19 protein-coding genes and 1 pseudogene are annotated in these 21,165 nt (G+C 44.6%); 11 read left to right on the forward strand and 9 right to left on the reverse strand.

Annotated elements, in window-relative coordinates; all coding sequences use genetic code 11:
• Nucleotides 1-6: 6 nt before the first annotated feature.
• A complete protein-coding gene (locus ACLD71_RS21820; protein WP_411992141.1) occupies nt 7-1,899 on the reverse strand; it encodes a DUF1800 domain-containing protein in 1,893 nt (630 codons plus the stop codon).
• A gap of 219 nt (nt 1,900-2,118) precedes the next feature.
• Here ACLD71_RS21820 and ACLD71_RS21825 point away from each other — a divergent pair, with 219 nt between their 5' ends.
• Complete coding sequence (locus ACLD71_RS21825; protein WP_411992142.1) at nt 2,119-3,039, forward strand: LysR family transcriptional regulator; 921 nt, start codon at nt 2,119-2,121, stop codon at nt 3,037-3,039.
• A 3-nt stretch (nt 3,040-3,042) separates the two neighbouring features.
• On the opposite strand, the gene ACLD71_RS21830 is transcribed toward ACLD71_RS21825, so the two are convergent.
• The 3 genes from ACLD71_RS21830 to ACLD71_RS21840 all read right to left on the reverse strand — a co-directional run bounded on the left by ACLD71_RS21830 (nt 3,043) and on the right by ACLD71_RS21840 (nt 5,347).
• Nucleotides 3,043-3,855: a phosphotransferase gene (locus ACLD71_RS21830; RefSeq protein ID WP_411992144.1), complete on the reverse strand. Its 813-nt coding sequence runs from the start codon at nt 3,853-3,855 to the stop codon at nt 3,043-3,045.
• A gap of 32 nt (nt 3,856-3,887) precedes the next feature.
• Nucleotides 3,888-4,571 carry a hypothetical protein gene (locus tag ACLD71_RS21835; protein WP_411992146.1) on the reverse strand — a complete coding sequence of 228 codons (684 nt, stop codon included), beginning with the start codon at nt 4,569-4,571 and terminating at the stop codon, nt 3,888-3,890.
• Between the two features lie 182 nt (nt 4,572-4,753).
• Nucleotides 4,754-5,347, reverse strand: coding sequence for a LysE family translocator (locus ACLD71_RS21840; RefSeq protein ID WP_137671800.1), 594 nt, complete (start codon nt 5,345-5,347; stop codon nt 4,754-4,756).
• Between the two features lie 117 nt (nt 5,348-5,464).
• Between ACLD71_RS21840 and ACLD71_RS21845 the strand changes: the two genes are divergently transcribed.
• The 3 genes from ACLD71_RS21845 to ACLD71_RS21855 all read left to right on the forward strand — a co-directional run bounded on the left by ACLD71_RS21845 (nt 5,465) and on the right by ACLD71_RS21855 (nt 8,641).
• On the forward strand, nt 5,465-6,850 hold the full coding sequence (locus ACLD71_RS21845; RefSeq protein ID WP_411992148.1) for a PLP-dependent aminotransferase family protein: 1,386 nt from the start codon (nt 5,465-5,467) through the stop codon (nt 6,848-6,850).
• A 433-nt stretch (nt 6,851-7,283) separates the two neighbouring features.
• Entirely contained in the window at nt 7,284-7,592 is a 309-nt protein-coding gene (locus ACLD71_RS21850; RefSeq protein WP_411992150.1) for a hypothetical protein, read from the forward strand.
• 110 nt (nt 7,593-7,702) lie between these two features.
• Nucleotides 7,703-8,641 carry a DUF6236 family protein gene (locus ACLD71_RS21855; protein ID WP_411992152.1) on the forward strand — a complete coding sequence of 313 codons (939 nt, stop codon included), beginning with the start codon at nt 7,703-7,705 and terminating at the stop codon, nt 8,639-8,641.
• Between the two features lie 389 nt (nt 8,642-9,030).
• On the opposite strand, the pseudogene ACLD71_RS21860 reads toward ACLD71_RS21855, so the two are convergent.
• Nucleotides 9,031-10,186 (reverse strand): annotated as a pseudogene (locus ACLD71_RS21860) (IS110 family transposase).
• A 122-nt stretch (nt 10,187-10,308) separates the two neighbouring features.
• Between ACLD71_RS21860 and ACLD71_RS21865 the strand changes: the two are divergent.
• Together ACLD71_RS21865 and ACLD71_RS21870 are read left to right on the forward strand one after the other, a co-directional pair.
• On the forward strand, nt 10,309-10,758 hold the full coding sequence (locus ACLD71_RS21865) for a hypothetical protein (RefSeq protein ID WP_411992154.1): 450 nt from the start codon (nt 10,309-10,311) through the stop codon (nt 10,756-10,758).
• Between the two features lie 469 nt (nt 10,759-11,227).
• Nucleotides 11,228-12,070, forward strand: coding sequence for a 23S rRNA (adenine(2030)-N(6))-methyltransferase RlmJ (locus ACLD71_RS21870; RefSeq protein ID WP_411994897.1), 843 nt, complete (start codon nt 11,228-11,230; stop codon nt 12,068-12,070).
• Between the two features lie 9 nt (nt 12,071-12,079).
• Here ACLD71_RS21870 and ACLD71_RS21875 read toward each other — a convergent pair whose 3' ends face one another.
• Entirely contained in the window at nt 12,080-12,919 is an 840-nt protein-coding gene (locus tag ACLD71_RS21875) for a phosphotransferase (protein WP_411992156.1), read from the reverse strand.
• Nucleotides 12,920-12,953: 34 nt separating this feature from the next.
• On the opposite strand from ACLD71_RS21875, the gene thiB reads away from it, so the two are divergent.
• The 4 genes from thiB (at nt 12,954) to ACLD71_RS21895 (ending at nt 16,605) form a co-directional block, all read left to right on the forward strand.
• Nucleotides 12,954-13,937 carry a thiamine ABC transporter substrate binding subunit gene (thiB, locus tag ACLD71_RS21880; protein WP_411992158.1) on the forward strand — a complete coding sequence of 328 codons (984 nt, stop codon included), beginning with the start codon at nt 12,954-12,956 and terminating at the stop codon, nt 13,935-13,937.
• Between the two features lie 7 nt (nt 13,938-13,944).
• Complete coding sequence (locus tag ACLD71_RS21885; RefSeq protein ID WP_411992160.1) at nt 13,945-15,516, forward strand: hypothetical protein; 1,572 nt, start codon at nt 13,945-13,947, stop codon at nt 15,514-15,516.
• Nucleotides 15,500-16,201, forward strand: a complete 702-nt coding sequence (gene thiQ, locus ACLD71_RS21890) for a thiamine ABC transporter ATP-binding protein (protein WP_137671807.1) — start codon at nt 15,500-15,502, stop codon at nt 16,199-16,201. Before ACLD71_RS21885 ends, thiQ begins: the two co-directional genes overlap by 17 nt.
• A gap of 65 nt (nt 16,202-16,266) precedes the next feature.
• A complete protein-coding gene (locus ACLD71_RS21895; RefSeq protein WP_137671808.1) occupies nt 16,267-16,605 on the forward strand; it encodes a hypothetical protein in 339 nt (112 codons plus the stop codon).
• Nucleotides 16,606-16,609: 4 nt separating this feature from the next.
• On the opposite strand, the gene ACLD71_RS21900 is transcribed toward ACLD71_RS21895, so the two are convergent.
• On the reverse strand, nt 16,610-17,368 hold the full coding sequence (locus ACLD71_RS21900) for a hypothetical protein (RefSeq protein ID WP_411992161.1): 759 nt from the start codon (nt 17,366-17,368) through the stop codon (nt 16,610-16,612).
• 266 nt (nt 17,369-17,634) lie between these two features.
• Here ACLD71_RS21900 and ACLD71_RS21905 point away from each other — a divergent pair, with 266 nt between their 5' ends.
• Nucleotides 17,635-19,134 (forward strand): hypothetical protein, encoded by a 1,500-nt coding sequence (locus tag ACLD71_RS21905; RefSeq protein WP_411992163.1) that lies wholly within the window; start codon nt 17,635-17,637, stop codon nt 19,132-19,134.
• An 80-nt stretch (nt 19,135-19,214) separates the two neighbouring features.
• On the opposite strand, the gene ACLD71_RS21910 is transcribed toward ACLD71_RS21905, so the two are convergent.
• On the reverse strand, nt 19,215-19,988 hold the full coding sequence (locus ACLD71_RS21910; protein WP_137671811.1) for a diguanylate cyclase domain-containing protein: 774 nt from the start codon (nt 19,986-19,988) through the stop codon (nt 19,215-19,217).
• Between the two features lie 144 nt (nt 19,989-20,132).
• Nucleotides 20,133-21,005: a 4-hydroxy-tetrahydrodipicolinate synthase gene (gene dapA, locus ACLD71_RS21915; protein WP_137671812.1), complete on the reverse strand. Its 873-nt coding sequence runs from the start codon at nt 21,003-21,005 to the stop codon at nt 20,133-20,135.
• Nucleotides 21,006-21,165 lie beyond the last annotated feature (160 nt).

Consider the following 21,165-nt stretch of genomic DNA (forward strand, 5'->3'; position numbering starts at 1 on the left):
AGGCTCCTATAGCTGAATGACGTAGTCGGGTGAAACCGACACGGTAAATAACAAAAGCGCCACTTGGTGGTATAAACCCCAATCAGCATAAATATCTTGTACTTCACGCAAGGTTTGTCGCTGTGCCGTACTCATGGCACCGCTATAAAACAGGGTATCGTAATAGTCGAGTAAGGCTTCTAAACCTTGTAGTTCCAGTATATCTGCATGGTTTTGCATACTAAGCAAAATGCGTTTATCACTTGGCTCAGTAATCACCTCTTTAATATTCCATAAGAAGTTGCTGTATTGGTTATTAAACTGGCCAATTAACGCGGCATCGTTAGCAATTTGTAACTCTGGTGCCACTATTCCTAATTCCAACAAATCAGCAGGCTGATAATCAGGTCTAAAGAAGTTAAATACCGAAGGAGAACCAAGAGGTGTTTGACCATGACTGTCGTTTAACGACCAAGTAAAGTACAAATTGGCAGGGCTGTTAGCATCCAGCTCACGCCAAAACTGTACAGTCCGCAACAAAGGCTCACGCACTTTGCCGTAATAGTTTAATACTCCAGAGGTTTGCCTTGCTTCTTCATCCAATAATATCGCGCTAACAACGGCTCCTAAATCGCCTCGTACACCACTGCCGTTGTCGTCAAAAACATTGGCAATACGCTCTACGTATTGTGGCGTTGGGTTAGAAGTGACCAAACGTTGGATTAATTGCTTTCCTATAAATGGACCAACATTAGCGTGGTTAAACAAATTGTCTAATGCCGCGCTAAGATCATCCTCAGCGGATTGACCACCAGCTAATACTTCGCCATTTAACAAGACCTTTTCTTTTTCTGAGTGGTAATCAGAATAGGCTTCCATGGGAATGGTGAAATTACGGCTTGGTCGCTTCCAGCGAGCACTCGCGCCAAAGGTCCAGCCAGTAAAAACTCTGGCAAAACCTTCAATTTGATCTTGGCCGTAAGTGGCAATGGTGTTGCCTTCACCGTCAAGTTTAGGGCTACCATCTTGGTTCAGCTCAGCTAAACCAATGGTGAACAACTGCATCACTTCACGGGCGTAGTTTTCATCTGGGCGAATGTTTAAAGCTTCATCGGCTTTCTCATTCCCCAAATGGCTTAAATACGTCCCCATTACTGGCGATAGCGTTACTTCTTCTAGTAGTTCTCGGTAATTACCAAAAGCATGTTTTAACAATATGTCTTGATACTGCGCCATGCCTTCAGGCTCGCCGCGCAAGGCATTGTTACTATCAGACACCACTAAAATTTCGCTCAAGGCAAATGCCACTCGCTGGCGCAGTTGGTCCGGGGCATTCAGCGATGCTTTCCACCATGCGTCAATGCGATTGATTTGGTTCGGTTCGTCTCTATCGGGATAGTTTTGTACTAAGGGTAAATGCTCGGTGATTGGCAGCTGCATTTGCTCGCTTAACCATTCTTCCTCACTGACTCCTGTAGCGTGAGTTATTTCGCTACCTTTTGGCCCTAGCGTAGCTTGATGTAGCAAACGCGCCGCTTGTGCCGAGCTCATCGCCCGTTTCACTTCAAAGCTTAATTGCTGGCGAGTCACCTGTTGTTGGTCGTTAGTAATAGCAACTTCAAAAGTGTAACTATCGGCCGCTAACGCGGCGTTGCTGGCAGGTGTAATAGGCAACTCTAAACTGTCGGTTTGCTCAAAACTAATGATAGGCCCAGCAATTTGGCGCCATTCAATTTTGTTAATGGTACCTACGCCAGAAGCTTTAGCGCGCAAAGTAACTGGTTGGCCTTTACGTGCGGTTTGGCTTAGCTCTACTTCAACACTGGGATTTTGCGGCTGGCTTGGATTTGACTCATCTCCCCCACCTCCACCACAAGCAAACAGCGACAGAAATAAAGCGATAGTAACTAGATTTCGCATTAATACGTCCATGTTCTAATTGACAAAAAAGTAGATTCTCTTGATTTGACTCATACAAATCAACAACTTGCTAACATGTGGTTTCCTGCCCCTGTTAGCCAAGCTTTACACTAGCAGATTTGCCTCTTAATAAATGTGCTCAGAGGACAAGTTAACAACACGCTAACAAAATGCGGTACATTTAGGTATTGAGGCGCACACTCTTCGTTAAGGAAAGCCATGAATCTCGCCGACTTCGATTTAAACCTTTTGAAGACCTTGTTGGTATTACTACAAGAAAAAAACACCCGTAAAGCCGCTGAACGCTTAGGTGTAAGCCAAGCAGCCGTTAGCCGAGCACTAGCAAAAATACGCGGTAGTTTTGACGACCCCTTATTTGTGCGCCAAGCGCGAGGCTTAAAACTCACCGATAAAGCGGTTGAGCTAGAACAGCAGCTCCCTAAGGTATTGGGTTTGTTAGAGGCTACTTTACAAGGCGATGAGTTTAACCCTGCGACACTCACCGGCCGCTTTCGTTTAGCGATAAATAGCTATTTGTCTGAAAGCCATGGGCTTAAAATTGCTCTGGCGATCATGCAAGATGCGCCTAACATTGAATTTGAGCTATATAGCTACAGCCCGGCCACAGAAAGCCAACTGATCAACCAAGAGTTAGATGCGGGAATTAGCTTTTACCCCATTGAAGTCTCAAAAGAGCTGCGCCAGATCCCGGTTGCCAAAGCCATTGTTGGCGGAATATGTAATGCCAGCCACCAACTAGCAGGTAGCACCATTAAGCTCAACCAGTTACTTGATTATCCATTAGCAGGGATGATTTTACCCGGATACAACAACCAGTTTATGCAAATCCAGCAGTTGTTTACCGAGGGCGTAAAACTGCAGCCCAAATTCCGAAGCCAGCAATTAAGTAATATTTTGAAATATACCTCACAAACCAATGCAGTATGTGTAGCGCCACACACCACTATGGAAGGCCTAGCTAAAGATGACTATGCCTTTATTCACTTTGAAGATCCTGAGCAGCGCTTAAACCTAGATATTTCACTGAACTTCAGTAACAACCAGCATCGTAGCGCTAAATATTTGTGGTTAGAAAAAGTAGTGAAAAGCTGTTTTTCATCGGCTAACTCGCCACAATGAACCCTAAACAAGTTGTTGGGCTATCTCTAAAGTTTGCGCTGCACTGGCAACAGGTAGCTTTTCAGACAGCCTTCCTGCAGCCACTAGTGGCGTCCAAGTGCTGAGTTGATGGTTATTGGTGGAACACAATTGATGATAATGCTGCTGGTAAGCCGCTAAAAATTGTTGTTTCTTCAATTGGTAGGCTTGCTGCTCAGCGTGGCTGCCGGCTATTTGGCTAGTGGAAATCAACAGCACAGTTCGCGCTACGTCGCTAATTGGCAGCCCCTGAGTTGCGTCTACCCAATCAATAATCACCGGGCCATTGCTCGACAGCAATACATTGGCAGGATGAAAATCGCCATGACATAAGCGGCTATCTAAGGCTTGCAGGTTAAGCTGGTTAATCGCCTTTAGCTTGAGAGGCTCTGCGATATTAGACCGCTGAATCTTTAAAGCCAAACGCTGTGATGTGGTGTCCAAAGGCTGGGCCTGACAGCGATGAACATCTGCATGCAAACCAGCAAATAGCTCACCCATAGGCACAATGTCACTAGGGTGCTTGAGCAAGTAGCTATCTAAGCTTGGCCCTAAACACCTTTCAAGTATTAGCGCTGGGCGAGATTCCACCTCCAGTACATCAATCACCTTTGGCGTAGGCAGGCCTTGCTGATAAGCAAACAGTGCTTTAGCCGCCTCGTTCTCGGCTTCATCTTCCGGATACCCCGGAAAATACACTTTCAGCACCTTGCTATCTTCAAAGGCAAATACCTCGGCCGTATTCCCAGTGGCAATTCGGCTCAATGTACTTAAGTTAATCAATCTGCCTCTAATCACATTAAACCTTCACCAAAACCCTTCATCAAACCCTAGGCTTTTATTGAAGAAGTCACTGTGAATTTTTTACGCTTTGACGCAATCCCCAACATACATAAACCAAACAGTGCAGCACTCACCGGTTCTGTAACCTTAACTACGTTCAATGATAACTGGTAACTCACTCGCTCTTGGCCAACGTACTCAGCCCAGCCGGGAAAAATATCAGCCGACCTGCCAGTGGCTTGAAAGTGAAACAAACCTTGGCCAGATACGCCTAAATCTAGACCTGAGTGCGTACGATCCCTAGGTCCATATATTTCACTGTTAAAATCAGCGAAGGAGTATTGAGTAACAAGGTAACTATGGCCTCCTTGCACTAAAGCTTCTTGGCCCAAAATACTAAAGTTTATGCTGCTGATTTTGTAATTACTTTCAAGCTCGAATAGTACATCGAAGATATCGCCATCGTCATAAGCCAATGAGGAATAATCAAAGCCCTCGGGACGTAAACGCCCATAGCCAATCGACTCCAAGTAAGCATCGTATTCAGCATCCAACTTAGTTATCGCTGAAGTAGCAAATGTCCCCGTAACTACATTTACCCCTCGCCCTAGCTGTAAAGTGCTTAACTGCTGCGTATTAAAATGACCATCTAACGCTTCGTCATAGTGCAACACCCCAGCATTTGCCGACGCCATAACAACAAAAAGTAACAATCCAAGTATCTTTCTCATTACACAATCCTTGTAGTAAATAATTGCTTAGCCATAGGCCAGCTAAAGTAAAAACTCTATCAACTATTTACATAATTATTATTAAGGAAGATCAATAAGACAGGACTTAAGTTGGAAACTTAGCCTTAGTGAATTTACGCCAATAGACACTAAGGCTGAGCTAAATGGTTACAGGGAAAACACTACACCCACAACAGCACTACGCAACCGGCTGTAAGAAAAGACATAGTGATATTAAATCGCTGCCTAGCAATAGGCGCACTTAACCAACGAGAGATGAACTTACCAAAACTTACCCAAATTGAGCCCGTAACCGGATTCACTAAAAAAAAGGTTAATACTAAGGCCCAAATTGATTCCCAATAAGCCTCGCCCGGAATCGCAAAACTGGCGACTGCAGAAGAAGTCATCATCCACGCTTTAGGATTTAAGTACTGAAAGCCTAAGGATTCGAAAAAGCTCAGCGGTTTCGCCATTTCTTGTTTAGCCAGTTTGCTTTGACGCAAAATACGTAAGGCAAGATAAAGCAAATAGGCGCTGCCCAAGATTTTTAAGGCTAAATGCACGCTAGGGTATTGCTGAAAAACCCAACTTAAGCCTAATCCCATCAGCAGTATCATGGTGGCAATTCCTGTTGGGATCCCCGCCATCTGAGGCACCGAACGCTTATAACCAAAGTTGGCACCAGAAAAAGTTAGCAGCATGTTGTTAGGCCCAGGAGTACCAGCCATTACCACCCCAAACAAAATCATTGATGAAAACAACGCAATATCCATATCTACTCCTCCAAATAATTGTATCGATACAAAATAGCCAAAAACGCAAAAAACCGTCTACAACTCACAATATTCACGCTAATATACTGTGTAGAAGAGATCAAAAGGTTTATTGTCATGATGACAATTTGGCAAGTGTTAGAAAGCGAAGGCAACAAAGCCGCTCAAATTGTGGATCAAATCAGAACACTGGTTGAGCAGCAACACCTACAGGCTGGCGATAAACTTCCGCCACAGCGGCATCTCGCCGAGCACTTAGCGGTCACCGTAGGCACCATTAGCCGAGCCTATGCTCAAGCAGAGCAACAGGGTTTAATTGAATCAAAAACCGGTAGCGGCAGTTACGTAAAAAGTCCCACCAATTATCAACAACAATGGGGAAGCTTAAAGGGCAATAGCCAACATATTGAGTTATGGCAAAACACCGCATTTACTCAATCACGCGCCCAACACTTAACACCCTTGCTGCAAAGCTACAGCCTCGCCGGCGATCAGCTCGATACACTGTTAGATAATGACCACAGCCAAAACTTGCCCAGCCAACGAGAAGCCGTTTGCCAATGGCTAAATCAGCAAGGCGGCCACTTTAAGCCAGAACAACTGTTTTTTAGCTACGGCGCTCAACACGGTTTAAATCTATGTTTAATCGCCATGGAGTTAGTAGGCGAACGGCTACTGTGTGAGGCCTTGTGTTACCCCGGCTTAATTACCTTAGCTAAACAGCTAAAAATAGAGCTAAAAGGCGTAACCTTAGATGATGACGGCATTTGCCCCAACAGCCTGCTTAATCACATTGAAAAATACCACCCTAAAGCCTTGTACCTCACCCCTACGCTGCAAAACCCCACCACAGCCATTATGTCGCAGCAACGCCGCCAGCAAATTATTGATATTTGCCAACAACACCAAGTAATTATTATTGAAGACGATGTATGTGGTTTACTGCCCGACCAACGCCCTAAAGCTTTTGTAGAACTGGCACCAGAGCAAGTGATTTACCTAAACAGCTTTTCCAAAGGCGCTTTTAAGGGTTTACGCTTTGCTTACTTACACGCCCCGCAGCACCTTCAAGTTGCCATAAACAGCGCAATTAGAGGCAGCACATGGAACATTAGCCCACTACTGGTTGATGTAGCCATTCAATGGATTCAAGCCGGATTAGCCGATAAAGCCCTGCTTGAACAGCGCAGATTAGTAGGCCAACGCGCCCAATTGCTGCATCACTACATGGCGGGTTTAGATTACACCTACCAAGAAGGTGGCTTGCATTGCTGGCTGCGTTTACCTGCCAGTTGGCGTTGCGCACAGTTTGTAGAAGCAGCGCAACAGCAAGGGGTTGAAGTGGCTTCGGCCGAACACTTTGTGGTAGACAATCAAGCCAGCCCTAATGCGGTAAGGATCTCGCTAGGACAAGCCGAATCGAATCAACAACTCGACCAAGGTTTAGCCATTTTAGCTAAGTTACTAAAAACAGCGCCGCAACCCAGCCAGCAGATTATTTAGTCTCCCCAAAAAAGGTGAACTGTTTTTGCAGACTCTTAAGACGTTTATGCCCCAAAGTTTGTTACGCCCTCTTACGAATTACACGGTTACACACGGCTTTTTTCATACCAAAACTAATGGTTTTGAATCTCGACTTTGCTAGTTGGTAACGAGGGAATCTTGGAATTAGTTTAGCTTCCAAGGTTTGCGCACTTTTTAACTGTGTATTTGCACAGTATCCCTGGTTTCGTTTGCGTCATTTGTCAAAGCAATCAATGAAAGCTTTGGATCGACGATTGATTGATACCGAGTAAAAAACTAAGGTAGACAATGGGTTAATATCAAATCATTAATTGATGAGCGAATGTGATAAAGGTCATGTTTTTTGAGATAGGCCGCGCGCTCATTGAATGGGATAGGCCGCACGTGCGGCCTACTTAGCGTTAGTAGTCTTATGAAAGTAAAGCGTTATCTATCGAGTATGCTTTTTTTAGGTGGTTGGCTTTATATCAACTATCAAATTTATCTCGGGGCAACAACTGGCGAGTTTAATCCTATTGGTAGGGGGGTAGGTTTAGTTTCATACGATGCATCGCCAATATGGTTTTATATCACCATCGGATTAACAATTATATTTAGCGTTATTTACTCAGCACTCATTCTATGGTTTGTGCATAGTGCCATTGATCGTAAAGTCCGAGCTTATGGTGGCAACTATAATGCAAATACTTTTAAAGCCATTCTTAGAGGGCTAAGAAAATAACTACTAACAAGTACATCAATGATCGCCCACAAAAGGGCCTGTGGGCTGGACCGTCGCTACGCTCCGGCCCATTATGTAAGCGTTACATGCGGTCGAGAATAGGAATCTAGATGAGTAAGCAAAGAGGCATAGTTTTTTGTCCTCACTTTGAAGAGAATGATGGTGATGTTTACATCCCTCATGTTCAAATCAGGGATGATCAAATGCAGTTCTTTTGTTTGTACTGGGATTACATCATCCAGCCTGTGTCCGCTCAACTTCCTCGGTGGAAAAAGTCTACAAACGAAAAAGTATTAGAAAGTTCCGGAATTCTTATCAATGATTACCAAGATCTTCCAGAAGATGCTAGAAAACTAGAAGTCAAAGAGAATGCATATAGCTTAAAATCAGAGGGGGCTAAGGAATGGGCTCCAAAATTCCTTGAGTTTCAAGCCAGCTCTCTCGAAAAAGCACAAAAAGAACAGCCTGATGTAATTTGGACTCCGCAACAATCAACCCGTGAATTTTTTTCAGCTAACGATAAAGCCTTTGACGCGCACTGCATACAATTGAAATTACATAGTAAGTTACCCGTGCCCTCTGGAAACGCGACCATACGAAAGATTGTGACTTTCAAGCACGAGAATCAGGATTTATTTAATGAGCTCAAGCGGTCAATTGATAACTTCACCCATTTTGTTGCGCAAGCAGGTGATGCAAATGAATACTCTCTAAATTTGGCAGAAGATGATATTGAGAAAATAACACGTGAGATCAGTAGTGCTTCTAAACAACGCTTTGGCAAACTGGTTAAATTTGAAGATTTCAAGATTAATATTGGATCTGCCAATTTAACTACTGTTCTCGGTAATTTTGTAAAAGGTAGTACTCTCTCAAGTGTTTCAGGAGATCCAGTTTTAGCTATGTTTGGCGGTCTTGCAAATTCAGCTACTAGCTTCATTAAATTAGAGCCTACCATAGCTAAGCGTCTGAAATGTATTCCTGATGATCAGATTGAGTTAGGCTATTTAACTAAAGCGAAAAATGAGCATATATTAAGTGGCATGTAACAAGCAGCAGCATCGGACTCGTCAACCTGTCACTTGTTTTGCAAAAAGCCGCAAAACAAGCGCCAGCTTAACTCGCCGCTGTGCTGGGCGTTGGTATGACTCCCCATGTCAAGTTGAGCGCCTAAACCCCTAGCTCGTGTGAACCATTGCTCTTTGCCTAAAGGGCGAGTTAATGCATGAGCTTGAAGCAAGTAAGTTCGTCGGTTCTCATGCTGATATCCGTAGATTACCCAAACAGCGGGCAGCGCTAACCTTACTTATTCCGTCGTGGCACCTGTCTTCAGTCTATGCTCGTAGGTCAATTACTTTTCGATAACTGCCATCCTAACGCCGTCGGTGGTTGTGCCACAGCCGATGCTTAAGCTCATACATCAACTCTATTTTTGTCATTATGCGGGGACCCTAGCTAAACGATGTTTGGGGTTAACATCAATTAATACCACTTGTTTTGCTATGGCCCAGATATAGGCAATCATTTCACGTGCAATGGCGGTGACCACCACATTGTAATGTTTGCCTTTGTGCATTAAACGCTGATAACGACGACATAAACGTAGTTGTGCTTGCCACGCCTTATCAACAACTGTTTTGGGTAAGCCCTCCTGCCTTAGTTGTAAATCTGTAGAGATGTTTGCGGGATAACGGTAGCTATGGGCCCCTTCAATAAGTAAACGCCTTGCTCTGCCATTACCACATTTGGTGATGGCGCCTATATGCCGTCTCCCTCCGCTAGAGTGCTCACTGGGCACTAAGCCTAAATAACTCATGAGCTTACGTGGGTGGTCAAAGCGGCGTATATCACCGAGCTCTGCTATCAAGCCAGTAGCCACTAATAATCGAACACCACGCATGGCTTGTACGGCTTTCACTAACTGGGTAATAACGCCATGCTTGTACCTGATGCGCTAATTCATTATCAAGACGCTTTAGGCGAGCAATACGTTCATTAATGGTGTGTAAGTATTCTTGTAGCGCAATTTGTTGTGCTGGGTGGGGGAGCACTAACTCGGTGAGCCAGCGTAGGTGCTTAGCCGACCAATTGGCAGTGCCCGCATAGTTAATGTTATTACGTAGTAGCAAGGCTTTTAACTGATACTTGGCATCCTTTAAGTCTTTCATAGCGGTCTCACGCGCACGCGATAAATCCCGTACGGCTTCATCCTCAGGCTCTGGGACGTAAATAGGTGTTAGGTCTTCGGTTTTTAGCAGCTTGGCAAGTTTGAGTGCATCACGCTTATCGGTTTTTATCTTATCGCCTGGCTTTTTAGGGATAAGTGACGGGGCGACCACATAGCAACAATGGCCAAGGCTGGTGAGCAGGCGGTATATCCAGTAACCGCAAGGCCCCGCTTCATAGACAAAGTGTAAGGTGGCTCTTGGGTATTTAGAGTGAAGCTGTTTGGCCAGTTTAACAATGGCGGCTTTAGCGCTAGATATTCTGCCGAAGTGAACCGCTTGCGCCCCTCGTTGGTCTTCAATATAGGCGACTTCAACAAACTCTTTGTGAGTATCTAGGCCAATAAAAAGTATGTTATGTTTATTCATGCTGAGCTCCAATCTAGTTTATTATCATTAACTATTATGGCTCTGGCTTTCAGCTAACCCACGAAGTTGGAGATCAGCACCTTCTTGGGGAGTCATTATGTCTATACGTTGGACTCATCACCATGCACTTTATTTCAATGGAAAACTTTAAATTAAAATGGAGATGGACGGACTCTGAATATTGTTTACTGTCTGAAAGTGAACTATCAAATATTTATCCATTGGACGTTAATTCAGCGAGCGAAGCTTGGGATAAATCCTTGGCATTTATTGAAAAAGGATCTGAATTTTCACCAAATTTGATATTATTCGATTCAATTGAATTTGTTGATATTAAAGCTCCAATTGATTTTAAAGCTTGGTTAAAGAATAATATGTCTTCCGAAAGTATTATCATATCTTGGCAACCAGATACTGCAGTTAAAACTAAAACAGAATTATTTATAAAATATTGGGATGAGTTTTATTATTCATCTAGTGATGATGTTTCAATTTGGCCTGAATCTAAAACTTGGGTAATACATATAAGTCATAAAGAACAAGCTTGTTTTGGTAAGGCAAAAAACGTATAACAAAGCTAATCAAAACCGACGCAAAACACTCCGCTTTCATTGTGTTTCGCTTCGCGAATTATACACAATGAAGGCTCCGCGTTTTTGCGCGGCTTATTAGAGCGTTAATACTGAGTATGCATGGCTTGGGTTTAGCCAAAACATTACAGCATAAATTACTTTCCTAACGAGTTTATGTCTAATAACTTCTTAGCACGCTTGGGTTAACTCAGGTCTGCACAAAAGTAAGGTACGTATAAATCAGCCTAATGTCCTCCTCTCATTTCTCGTCAGTAAATAAGCCAAATACGCTCAAAGCTCTGCTCAACTTTGCCTCGTTGTCAAAAACCGCTTTGCGATCTCGTTAGCAGATCATCTAAGCCGCTGCTTTATGCGGTTAAACTTGCATCTGCGCCAGTCTCTACCTAGACTAGCGCAATATCGCCAGCCACTGCTGCGCGTCCTTTTATACCAATATCGAGATAACACTTTGCTAAGCTATCGCCACTCCTACCATGCGGGTAATTTCGCCGATGTACTTAAACACCTAGTACAACAACGGATCATTTCTTACCTAACCCAAAAAGATAAGCCGCTTTGCTATATCGACACCCATGCTGGAGCAGGTGCTTACAGCCTAAATAGCCCAGAAGCGAAAAAGAAAAGTGAGTACGAAAACGGTATTGGTAAGCTGTGGGACGCTGATGATTTACCCCCCTTATTAAAGAACTATCTCAAGCTAGTGAATCAAATTCATCCTGAGAAAACCCGCCAGCATTACCCTGGTTCACCGTGGATAGCCAAAATGATGCTACGCCGCGACGACCGTTTGTTCTTGCACGAATTACACCCAAGCGAACAAGCTCCGCTTGCCAGTTTGTTTCAACGCGACCGCCGCTGCAAAATTCGCCAAGAGAATGGCCACCAAAGTTGTGTAGCCTTGCTGCCACCAAAAGAACGCCGCGGTTTGGTGTTAATTGATCCTTCTTACGAAGTAAAAGACGAGTACCAAACAGTAGTAAAAACGCTAGTTGAATCGCATAAGCGTTTTGCGTCTGGCACTTATGCATTATGGTACCCGGTTGTTGAGCGCTTCCGTATCGACAAACTTGAAAAAGCTCTGATCCGCAGCGGCATAAGTAACATTCAACTGTTCGAGTTAGGTATTCAACACGACAGTGACGAATTTGGTATGACTGCCAGCGGTATGATTGTGATTAACCCTCCGTGGACATTAATGAAAGAGATGCAGGAAGTACTGCCTTACCTAGCAGAAACGTTAGGTGAAAACGGTGAAGGTAATTGGCGCGCCGAAATCTTAGCTGAAGAATAAGCTAAGCTGCTAAATTGAATTAGCTAAACCTTGCGCATTCAGCCATTGCTGAGTGCGCAATAGTAAACCCTGCCACTGTGGCTGATATTGCCAATACCAGGCTAAATCTAATAAGGCGACTGCAACAACTAGTAGCTCAAATTGCCCACTGTTTAAGTCCGATATTGCGATTAAATCTGCGCGCTGCTCAGCCGTTACCGGGCACCTTTGCGCAACACTGGCGGCATCCCAGCCTTGCATAGACGTTGCGGCATATTCCCAATCCAACACTAACAACTTTTGCTCGCTACTCAGCAGTAGATTATCAAGATGTAAGTCGTGGTGGTTAAACGCCTGTTGCTGCGGCCAATTTTGCTGCTTAATCCACTGCAAGGCTTGGCGTCTAAAGCTTGCAGCCTCGCTGGCACTAATGTCATTGACATAACGTTGTAGGTACTTGAGCATATCAAAATGCGGTAAGCCCTTACCGGCTGAGGGAAGTTGATGCAATACCTTTAATAATTGCGGCCAAAGCGTGGGTTGTTGCCATTGTGTAAGGCTTACTACTTCACCCTCTTGAAACTGATACAGCAAAAACTCACCGTTTAAGCTCAATGGATGCATGTTAATTACCCAAGGCAAGTGGTTAAGCTGTTGTAATACTTCTCTTTCGCGTTGATAATCCAAGCCATAACAAGGCTGTTGTTGATTTAAGCGTAATACCAAACGTTCTGTATTGGTTTCTAGCAACCAAGAATGCTGATGCCCTCCCGCTAAACGGTCTACCTTTAAGATGCATCCTAGGTGCCGCTCAAGGTAACTAAGTAGGTTTTTTTCTAGTGCGGAAGTAGGCAAAGCGAGTGATTCCATCAACGGTCATAAATCTATTATCAAGGAGTGTAAGATGAAAAATTTGCTATGGCTAGCATGCTGTGCGATGAGTGTTGTGGGCTTTAACAGCCAAGCGAACAGCGAGTTAACGGTGTACACCTACCAGAGTTTTGTATCCGATTGGGGCCCGGGCCCAGCCTTAACTAAAAGCTTTGAGCAGCAATGTGACTGCACCATTAATTGGGTAGGTTTAGACGACGGCGTAGCCATTTTGAATCGCCTAAAATTAGAAGGTAAACGCAACAAAGCCGACGTAATTTTGGGCTTAGATACTAACCTCATTCCAGAGACTGAAGCGATTAACGCGGTTCAAGCCCACCAGCTTACCCTTCCAAAGCTCGCCATTGACTGGCAAGACAACAACTTTGTGCCCTTTGATTATGGTTACTTCGCGTTTATTTATAACACCGAAAAACTCAAAAATCCGCCAAGCTCGATGAAGCAGCTTGTAGAAGAATTTAACGGCAGCATTTTGTATCAAGATCCACGCACTAGTACCCCCGGCCAAGGTTTAATGTTGTGGGTTAAAGCCCTTTATGGTGATGATTCAAGCCAAGCTTGGAGCAAACTAAAAGATAAAACAGTCACCGTAACTAAAGGCTGGAGCGAAGCCTACGGCATGTTCCTAAAAGGCGAAGCTGATTTGGTACTAAGCTACACAACATCTCCGGCTTACCACATGGTGGCCGAGCAAGAAAACCGTTACCAAGCTGCTGAATTTAGCGAAGGCCACATGAGCCAAGTAGAGGTGGCCGCGATTAGTGCCACCAGCCAACAAGTAGAACTTGCTCAGCAATTCCTCAGTTATTTAGTGAGCGCACAGGCACAGAAAATTATTGCCACAACAAACTGGATGCTACCGGTTAATCCTGATGCCGAACTACCAGAAGCATTTTCTACGCTAGTGCAACCTAAGCCATTAAGTATTGAGCAACACACCGTTAGCCAACAGCGCCAGCAATGGACTAAAGAGTGGCGTAACGCGGTAAGCCAGTAACTACTCAATGATTAAGCCTGCCTCAATAGCCGGGTACTGCGCCAGCATATTTATAGCGCTAGTGGTAACGGCAGCGTTTTGGGGCTTGGCTGAACAAGCTCAAGCGCTAAGCTGGTCGGCGTTTAACGACCCTTACCTATGGCGCGTATTGCGCTTTAGTATTTGGCAGGCTTTATTATCGGCAAGCCTTGCTTGTATAGGTGGCGTGGCCATTGCTAGAGCTTGGTTTTATTTACAGCCTAAATCGATAAATTGGCAGCTGCGTTTGGCCAATTTATGTTTTGTAAGCCCAGTAATCTTGGTGGTGCTAGGCTGCGTAGGTAGTTTTGGTATTAACGGTTTTTGGCAGCAATTAAGTCCATTTTCGTGGAAGTTATACGGCTTACCCGGGATATTAATTGCCCACTGTTTTTTAAATATGCCACTTATTGCTCGATATTGTTACTTGCAATATAACGATATTCCCGCCAGCTACTGGCGCCAAGCCAAGCAACTTGGTTTTAGCCAATCGCGTAGTTGGCAGATAATTGAATGGCCCATGTTGCGCTCACGTTTAGCCGGACTCTTTGGCTTAGTATTTTTGCTGTGTTTTGGCAGTTTTACCGTTGTATTAGCGCTGGGTGGCGGGCCTAAAAGCACCACCCTTGAAGTGGCCATTTACCAAGCTCTACGCTACGACTTCGACCCATTATTTGCAATGCAATGTGCGGTGTTACAACTGCTGATTGCAGTTAGCCTTGGTTGGTTGTTACTGGGCCGCGAACAACAAGAAGCAAAGCGCATTCAACAGAACATTCTTGTTCAACATCAACTCAGTAAAACTCAGCGGCGACTTCATCAAGCGGTGGTACTGGGTTACTACCTGTTTATAGGCTCCATTTTACTTGGCATATTCAGCCCACTTAGCCAACTTAATTGGCAGCAACTACCTTGGGATAAATGGCTTAGTGGTATTGGCTGGTCATTGCTCATTGCCTTGCAAAGCACCTTGTGGGTAGTGATATTGGGCGGGGCTATTTTATGGCAATACAGTAGCAATGTTGTCAAACAACGGCGTATGTTAGCTGGCAGAGGCCAAGAGCTATTGGCCTCTATCATGTTGTTAGCGCCCGCGATGGTCATCACCACTGGCTTGTTTTTCTTGCTGATCAGCCGAGCCGACATCAATGCCTACACCGCACCTTTGGTGGCACTAATTAACGCACTAATGAGCCTGCCGTTTTTTATTCGCAGCTTAAAACCGGCCTTAAGTGATGCCATTAAACAATACGCTAAGCTAAACCAAAGTTTAGATTTACCGGCAATCAGCCAATTGCATTTAATTTATTGGCCGCTTATCCGTCGGCCATTAGCACTAGCCATAAGTTTATGTATGGTCTTGTCTTTAGGTGACATGGGCGTAATTGCGCTGATTGGCAGTGTAGACGTGGTAACCTTGCCGTTGCTGCTTTACCAACAACTAAGCACCTACCAATATGCTTTAGCCAGCGCTACCGGTTTAATTATGCTGCTGCTCTGCACGGTAATATTTTATTTGCTCGAACTTACCCTAGGACGCCACCATGTTAAGCATCTCTAAACTATGCTGTGTTCGCCAGCAACAGCAGTTTCATTACCAACTGGAGGTGAACCCCGGTGAAGTGGTGGCATTATTAGGCGCCAGTGGTTGCGGTAAAAGCACCCTGTTAGAGCTTATTGCAGGCTTTGTTCCTGCCAGCAGTGGCAGCTTGTCGTGGTTAGGTGAAGATTTATTAGACTTACCGATTAAGCAACGCCCCGTTACGAGCTTGTTTCAACAGCACAATTTGTTTCACCACTTAAGCATTGAGCAAAACATTGCGCTGGGGCTTTCACCGTCATTGACACTTAATGCGCAACAGCGAGAGCAGCTTAGCCAAATTGCCAACAACTTAGGTATTGCAGGCTTACTAAATAAACGCCCCGACCAAGTCTCTGGCGGTCAACAGCAGCGTGCTGCGTTGGCCCGTTGTTTGGTCCGTCAGCAGCCTATTTTGTTGCTAGACGAACCCTTTAGCGCCTTAGATCCCATGTTACGTTTAGAGTGCTTAGAGCTGGTTAAGCAATTGGCCGAAGAGTGGCAACTAGCGGTAATAATGGTCACTCATCAATGGCAAGATGCCCAGCGTGTGGCCGAGCGAGTGGCATTTATTGAAGCCGGAACCACCCGTCAATTTGCTAGCCCAGCAGAGCTATTAGCCTCACCAAACAATGCCCACATTGCACGATATTTAGCCTGTAGTTAAAGATTAAATAATGCTGGCCGATAAACACTTAAGGCTGTGTTTTTTAACTTAAGGAGAGAAGACTTATGCAGGTGAATAATAACCTTCAAGCTGCATCACTCGAATCAACTTATGCCGCTCGCCAACGCATAGAAAACAGCGCACCACGGCAAACCATTACTGAATACACCGCGCAACGCCAAATGACCAACCCCGGTACGGCAGTGTTTGGCAATAACGACGTTCAACCAGGTTTAAGCGCCACTCAATTGCGCGATAGTGATGATGCTAAACAAGCCAATCGCAAAGCTATTCGCGAAGCAATGGGACGCAGCGTAGATCAATCAGCGACCCATATTCGTTTGTATTTTCAGTATATGGAAGAAAAAGGCACTCGCGGCCCACAGCTATTAGCAAGAGCCTAAAAGCTTATTCTGCAATCGCTAAATCATAGTGACTCAATATGGCTTGCAACTCTCCAGATAAACTCAACTGCTTAAAGAAGAAATTTAACTGCTCAACACTTAACGAAGAATCAGCCCGTTGTAGAGCATGTAAGCTATGCACCGGACTAAAATGTGCAATGCTTTTTAGTGATTGAAGTAAACTCGGCTTTTGCCGAGTAAGGGGTAAATAAAAACTCTCGTTTACCATAGTGAAATCAGCCCGCCGCTTTACCACTAACTTAATACAGTTCATGACATGGGAGCAGCTTTTTACCGCAAACCCTTCATCGGATAAATGCGGGCTTTGATAGGCCGCGTCAAACAGCACCACAGTATAATTGTGTCCTGGTGTAAACAACTGCTCTTGCTCACTAAGGTTTTGCTGATGAGTGAGCAACAAATATTTGTCTAAGACCAATGGAAGGCTTTGCTGAACATTGAGACTCTGCCAGCCCCACTCTAGGTTTTCAAACAAAATGAGGTCGAAACGTTTACGGATAAAAGCTGCATGGCGGTTATGCCGAGAAGTCGACACAAATCGAAAGGTAAACTTGTCTTGAAGATGATTAAGCGCGCGAAGTATATCTAAACTCACCCCGCTGTAGCGGTTAGTTGAAACGTTGTGACTGACATAGGGAGGGAAGTCATAACCGCCAACTTTTATTTCAATGGGCGCGGCAAAAAGACCTATTGGCCACAGTAGTAAACACAAACACCATCCTTTTCTAGCCCATCGCAGCATTTCAGGTTCCTTTGCTCTACACAGGGGCAATATAAAACAAACATCAAACCCGAAAAACCAATTAACACTACAAATGCTTGCTAAGGCACAGTTTTAGCTAACAATCTCGTAACAAAGCAAAGCCAAACACTAAATTAACAGCAAACAAAAATATAAAATAAAAGTGAAGCCCATATTCAAAGGCAATGAATGGGCAATAAACGGTGCGAATATTGCTAATAAAGTGACAACAACAATATTTTGACTCGTAGTTTGAGGAAGCAGTAGTGAAAAAAGCCATATTACCCAGTTTAGTCGCCACTTTTTTGTTAAGCGGATGTGGGGGTAGCGATAGCTCATCACCTGGTCCTTCAACTCCACGTTACAACTGGCAGATCATTCAGTTACAAACACTAAAAGAAAGCGATGTTAAATCGGGCTGTGTCATCTACGGAACCTCTGAGACCGACAACAGCCGAGTGATTACCGCGTCGATAGCGAATACTGGTTATAACGTTTTATTTCACAATGCTGACGGTTCAATTATTGAAGAACACACCATTCAAGCTGCCGATGTGCCAAGCAATGGTATCGTGAATTTTGACAGCGGATGGGTACCCGATGAAGGCTATGTTTCTCTAGAAGAAGTAGATCGTAACTTAAGCGGAGAGCCCGATGTATATATGTATAGCGTGCAGAAACAGTATTTAGGTAACAAAGTACTAAATGTTCGCTCATCACAAACTGGTAGCAATTGTTATGCGGGTAAAGACTACCGTTCGGTCACCGATATTAGTGATACCGCAGCATTATCGGTACTGCAAGAAAGTGGCGTAAGCTACTATCAAACCAGTTACTCCGCTGATTTGGTTAGCGGCCATGATCTATCAGCTCACATCCCTGTACGCTCTCCCCTACCAGCAGTAAAAGACACACTAGTAACCGCCTTTTATTCCAGCCAAAACGGCCAACATACCGATTTAGCCTACTTCGGTTTTCTAGAACCTAGCTACGTTTACGATACCGATGAAAGTAACGACATCGTAGCCGCTAGCCTAAGTAACGCTGACCTAGAGCCAATGTATTGGCAAGTGGCTAGCAACTTAGCAGTAGACGATGGTAGCTCTGTATTGGCCATTCACAACAACAATAGCTACCAGTGGCAAACCTTATACAAAGATGTAGACCAGTTCACCATTGCCCCTAATTACGACCAAGTAAGCCATTGGGTTGGCTTGTTTTCAGGTACCACCAACGACAGTAATTGGCAGTTTAATAGCGTAATGGCCATTAACGCTGATAACGCGGCGTTAGACCTAGAACTTGCAGAGTTAAACAGCATTGATAACTTAGATTTGATAGAGAACTGCTCGGTTGAACTTAGCCACGCTAATCATTGTATCGATAATGCTAACAGCTTTAACAGCGGCGACTTTGCCTTACAACGCAGCCAAGTAAGATTGCGTTCACACAACAATAGTCGCACCTTTTATCAATCAATTTACGCTGCGCCTAAAGCTCAACAAGCCTTAATGCAAAGTAGTGCCCTAGAGCTAGCCACTAGCCAAATCGACAGTATTGAAATCGCCTTAATCGACAGCGAGCTTTCTGCAGATCAGCAAGATTACTTTATGGCTAACTTCATCGACAGTCGCAGTATTGCTGAAACCGGAACGGTGACTCAGTATAGCGATGCGAATGGTCTCATTTTAAACCCTACTGAGTATGAAGACTTATACTTAGAAATGTTGAAAGACAGCGCCACTATTGTTCAGAACGCGAAGTAAGCCTTATTAGTTAGGTTTATCACAAAGAACGCTAAACACTGTTTAGCGTTCTTTGTTTAACAACAGCCAAGCAAATGTGATTAAGGGGATAATTGCTGAACCGCGTCTAAACGGTGCGCTAACAAGGTATCTGCGTTATCACCGTGCTCTGGGTAATAAGCCCAACCAATTTTAAGGCTATCTAAGGCCACGCCCTCTAACTGTCGTTGTAATTCGCCCGTAAGCTTTTTAGCAACGTTATCTGCCGCTGTGCGACTCGCTCCGTATAACAAAGCAATTAACTCACCCTCACTAAACTGAGCAATGCTGTCTGAACGGCGTAACTGTTGCTGAAGCACTTGGGCAACAATTGCGCAGACTAAGGACGAGTCATGGCTGGCGTAATGTAAGGTTAGAATCGCAAAGGGCTCGTGATTTCGCTTACTTAAGCGCATCGCTTGAATCAACAGCTCTCTAAACAATGGCGCCGACAGCAAACCGCTTTCTGGATCGCGAAGGTTAGTTTCATCGTTAATCACCGGCATGGTGAGTGGAAGCACACTGGCCAACAAATATTGCTGTTGTTGGATTTCAACCGGCATACCATGGATCCGCAACCATTCATCTTCGCTGTGGCAGTAGTGACAAAAAAACGCTTGGTTATTAGCTAAACTTGCGTGCATGGCTTGCTGAAAGGCAGCTCGACAGCGGGAATCAATACGCTCCAACCACTGCTCTAAATCAAGGTGTTCTGACTGTTGGTCTTGCCAAGGGTAACGCACCGAAACTTTGCCATTTTCTGGCTGCAATAACCAATAGCCACTATCGGCCTCAACAATTCCATGGAAAAAACTGACTAGATCTAGCTCTGCCACAACACATCCCTTTAATTTGCGTAAACTTAACTATAGCAAAGTTAAATCATAGGCTTAGCTTAAGTCAGCCAAGCAGCATGCGGGAAAAAGCTAAGTTAATAAAAAGGCCGAGCAAGCTCGGCCTTATAAACAAAAACAATAATATTAGATTAACTCTAAACTCTGCATAACATTGCGAATACGCGTTTTGGTAGAGTCCGACAATTCGGTAACTGGCAAGCGACATTCTGCTCGACACTTGTTCAGTAAAGACATCGCATATTTAGCGCCAGCTGGGCTTGGCTCAGCAAACATTGCTTGGTGCAGAGGAATCAACTTATCTTGAATCTCGCTAGCTTTAGCGTAGTCACCGTCTAAAGTGGCTTGTTGCATTTGCGCACACAGTTTAGGGGCTACGTTCGCCGTTACAGAGATACAACCTTGGCCGCCGCTAATATTGTAAGAAACCGCAGTGGCGTCTTCCCCACTTAACCAGCAGAAGTCTTGCTCAATCAATTGGCGTTCAAATAGTGGGCGAGACAAATCGCCGGTAGCGTCCTTCACACCAACAATACGCGGTAACTGCGCCAGTTTAGCAATGGTTACCGGGCTTAAATCTACCACCGCGCGTGGTGGAATGTTGTAAAGCACAATCGGAATATCGGTGGCGTCGTGCAACATCTTAAAGTGTTGAAATAAACCATCTTGATTAGGGCGGTTGTAATAACCCGCTACATGCAAAGTTGCATCGGCACCCACTTGTTGGGCAGCCTTGGTGTACTCGATAGCTTCAATAGGGTTGTTTGAGCCAGCACCCGCGATAACAGGCACACGCCCTTTAGCTTGCTCTACTACCGTTTTCACTACAGCAATATGCTCATCGTGAGTTAGGGTTGGGCTTTCGCCAGTAGTTCCCACTGGCACAATGCCATGAGTCCCTTGGCCAATGTGCCATTCAACTAACTCGCGAATCGCCGCATAATCAACCTCACCTTCAATAAAGGGAGTAACCAACGCTACTATCGATCCTTTAAACATGCCCGCTCCATCACTTACTTCTAAAATAAAAAAACCCGGTCACAGTGGCCGGGTTCAAAAATACTATTTCGATTTAGTTGCACCCAGCCGTTAACCACCCGCGTTTTAATTCGGGTCGTTTATATTTCTTTAACTTTAAAGAAATCGACATCACAGATGT

This window comes from Agarivorans sp. DSG3-1 (assembly GCF_046774965.1).
Taxonomy (GTDB): Bacteria; Pseudomonadota; Gammaproteobacteria; order Enterobacterales; family Celerinatantimonadaceae; genus Agarivorans.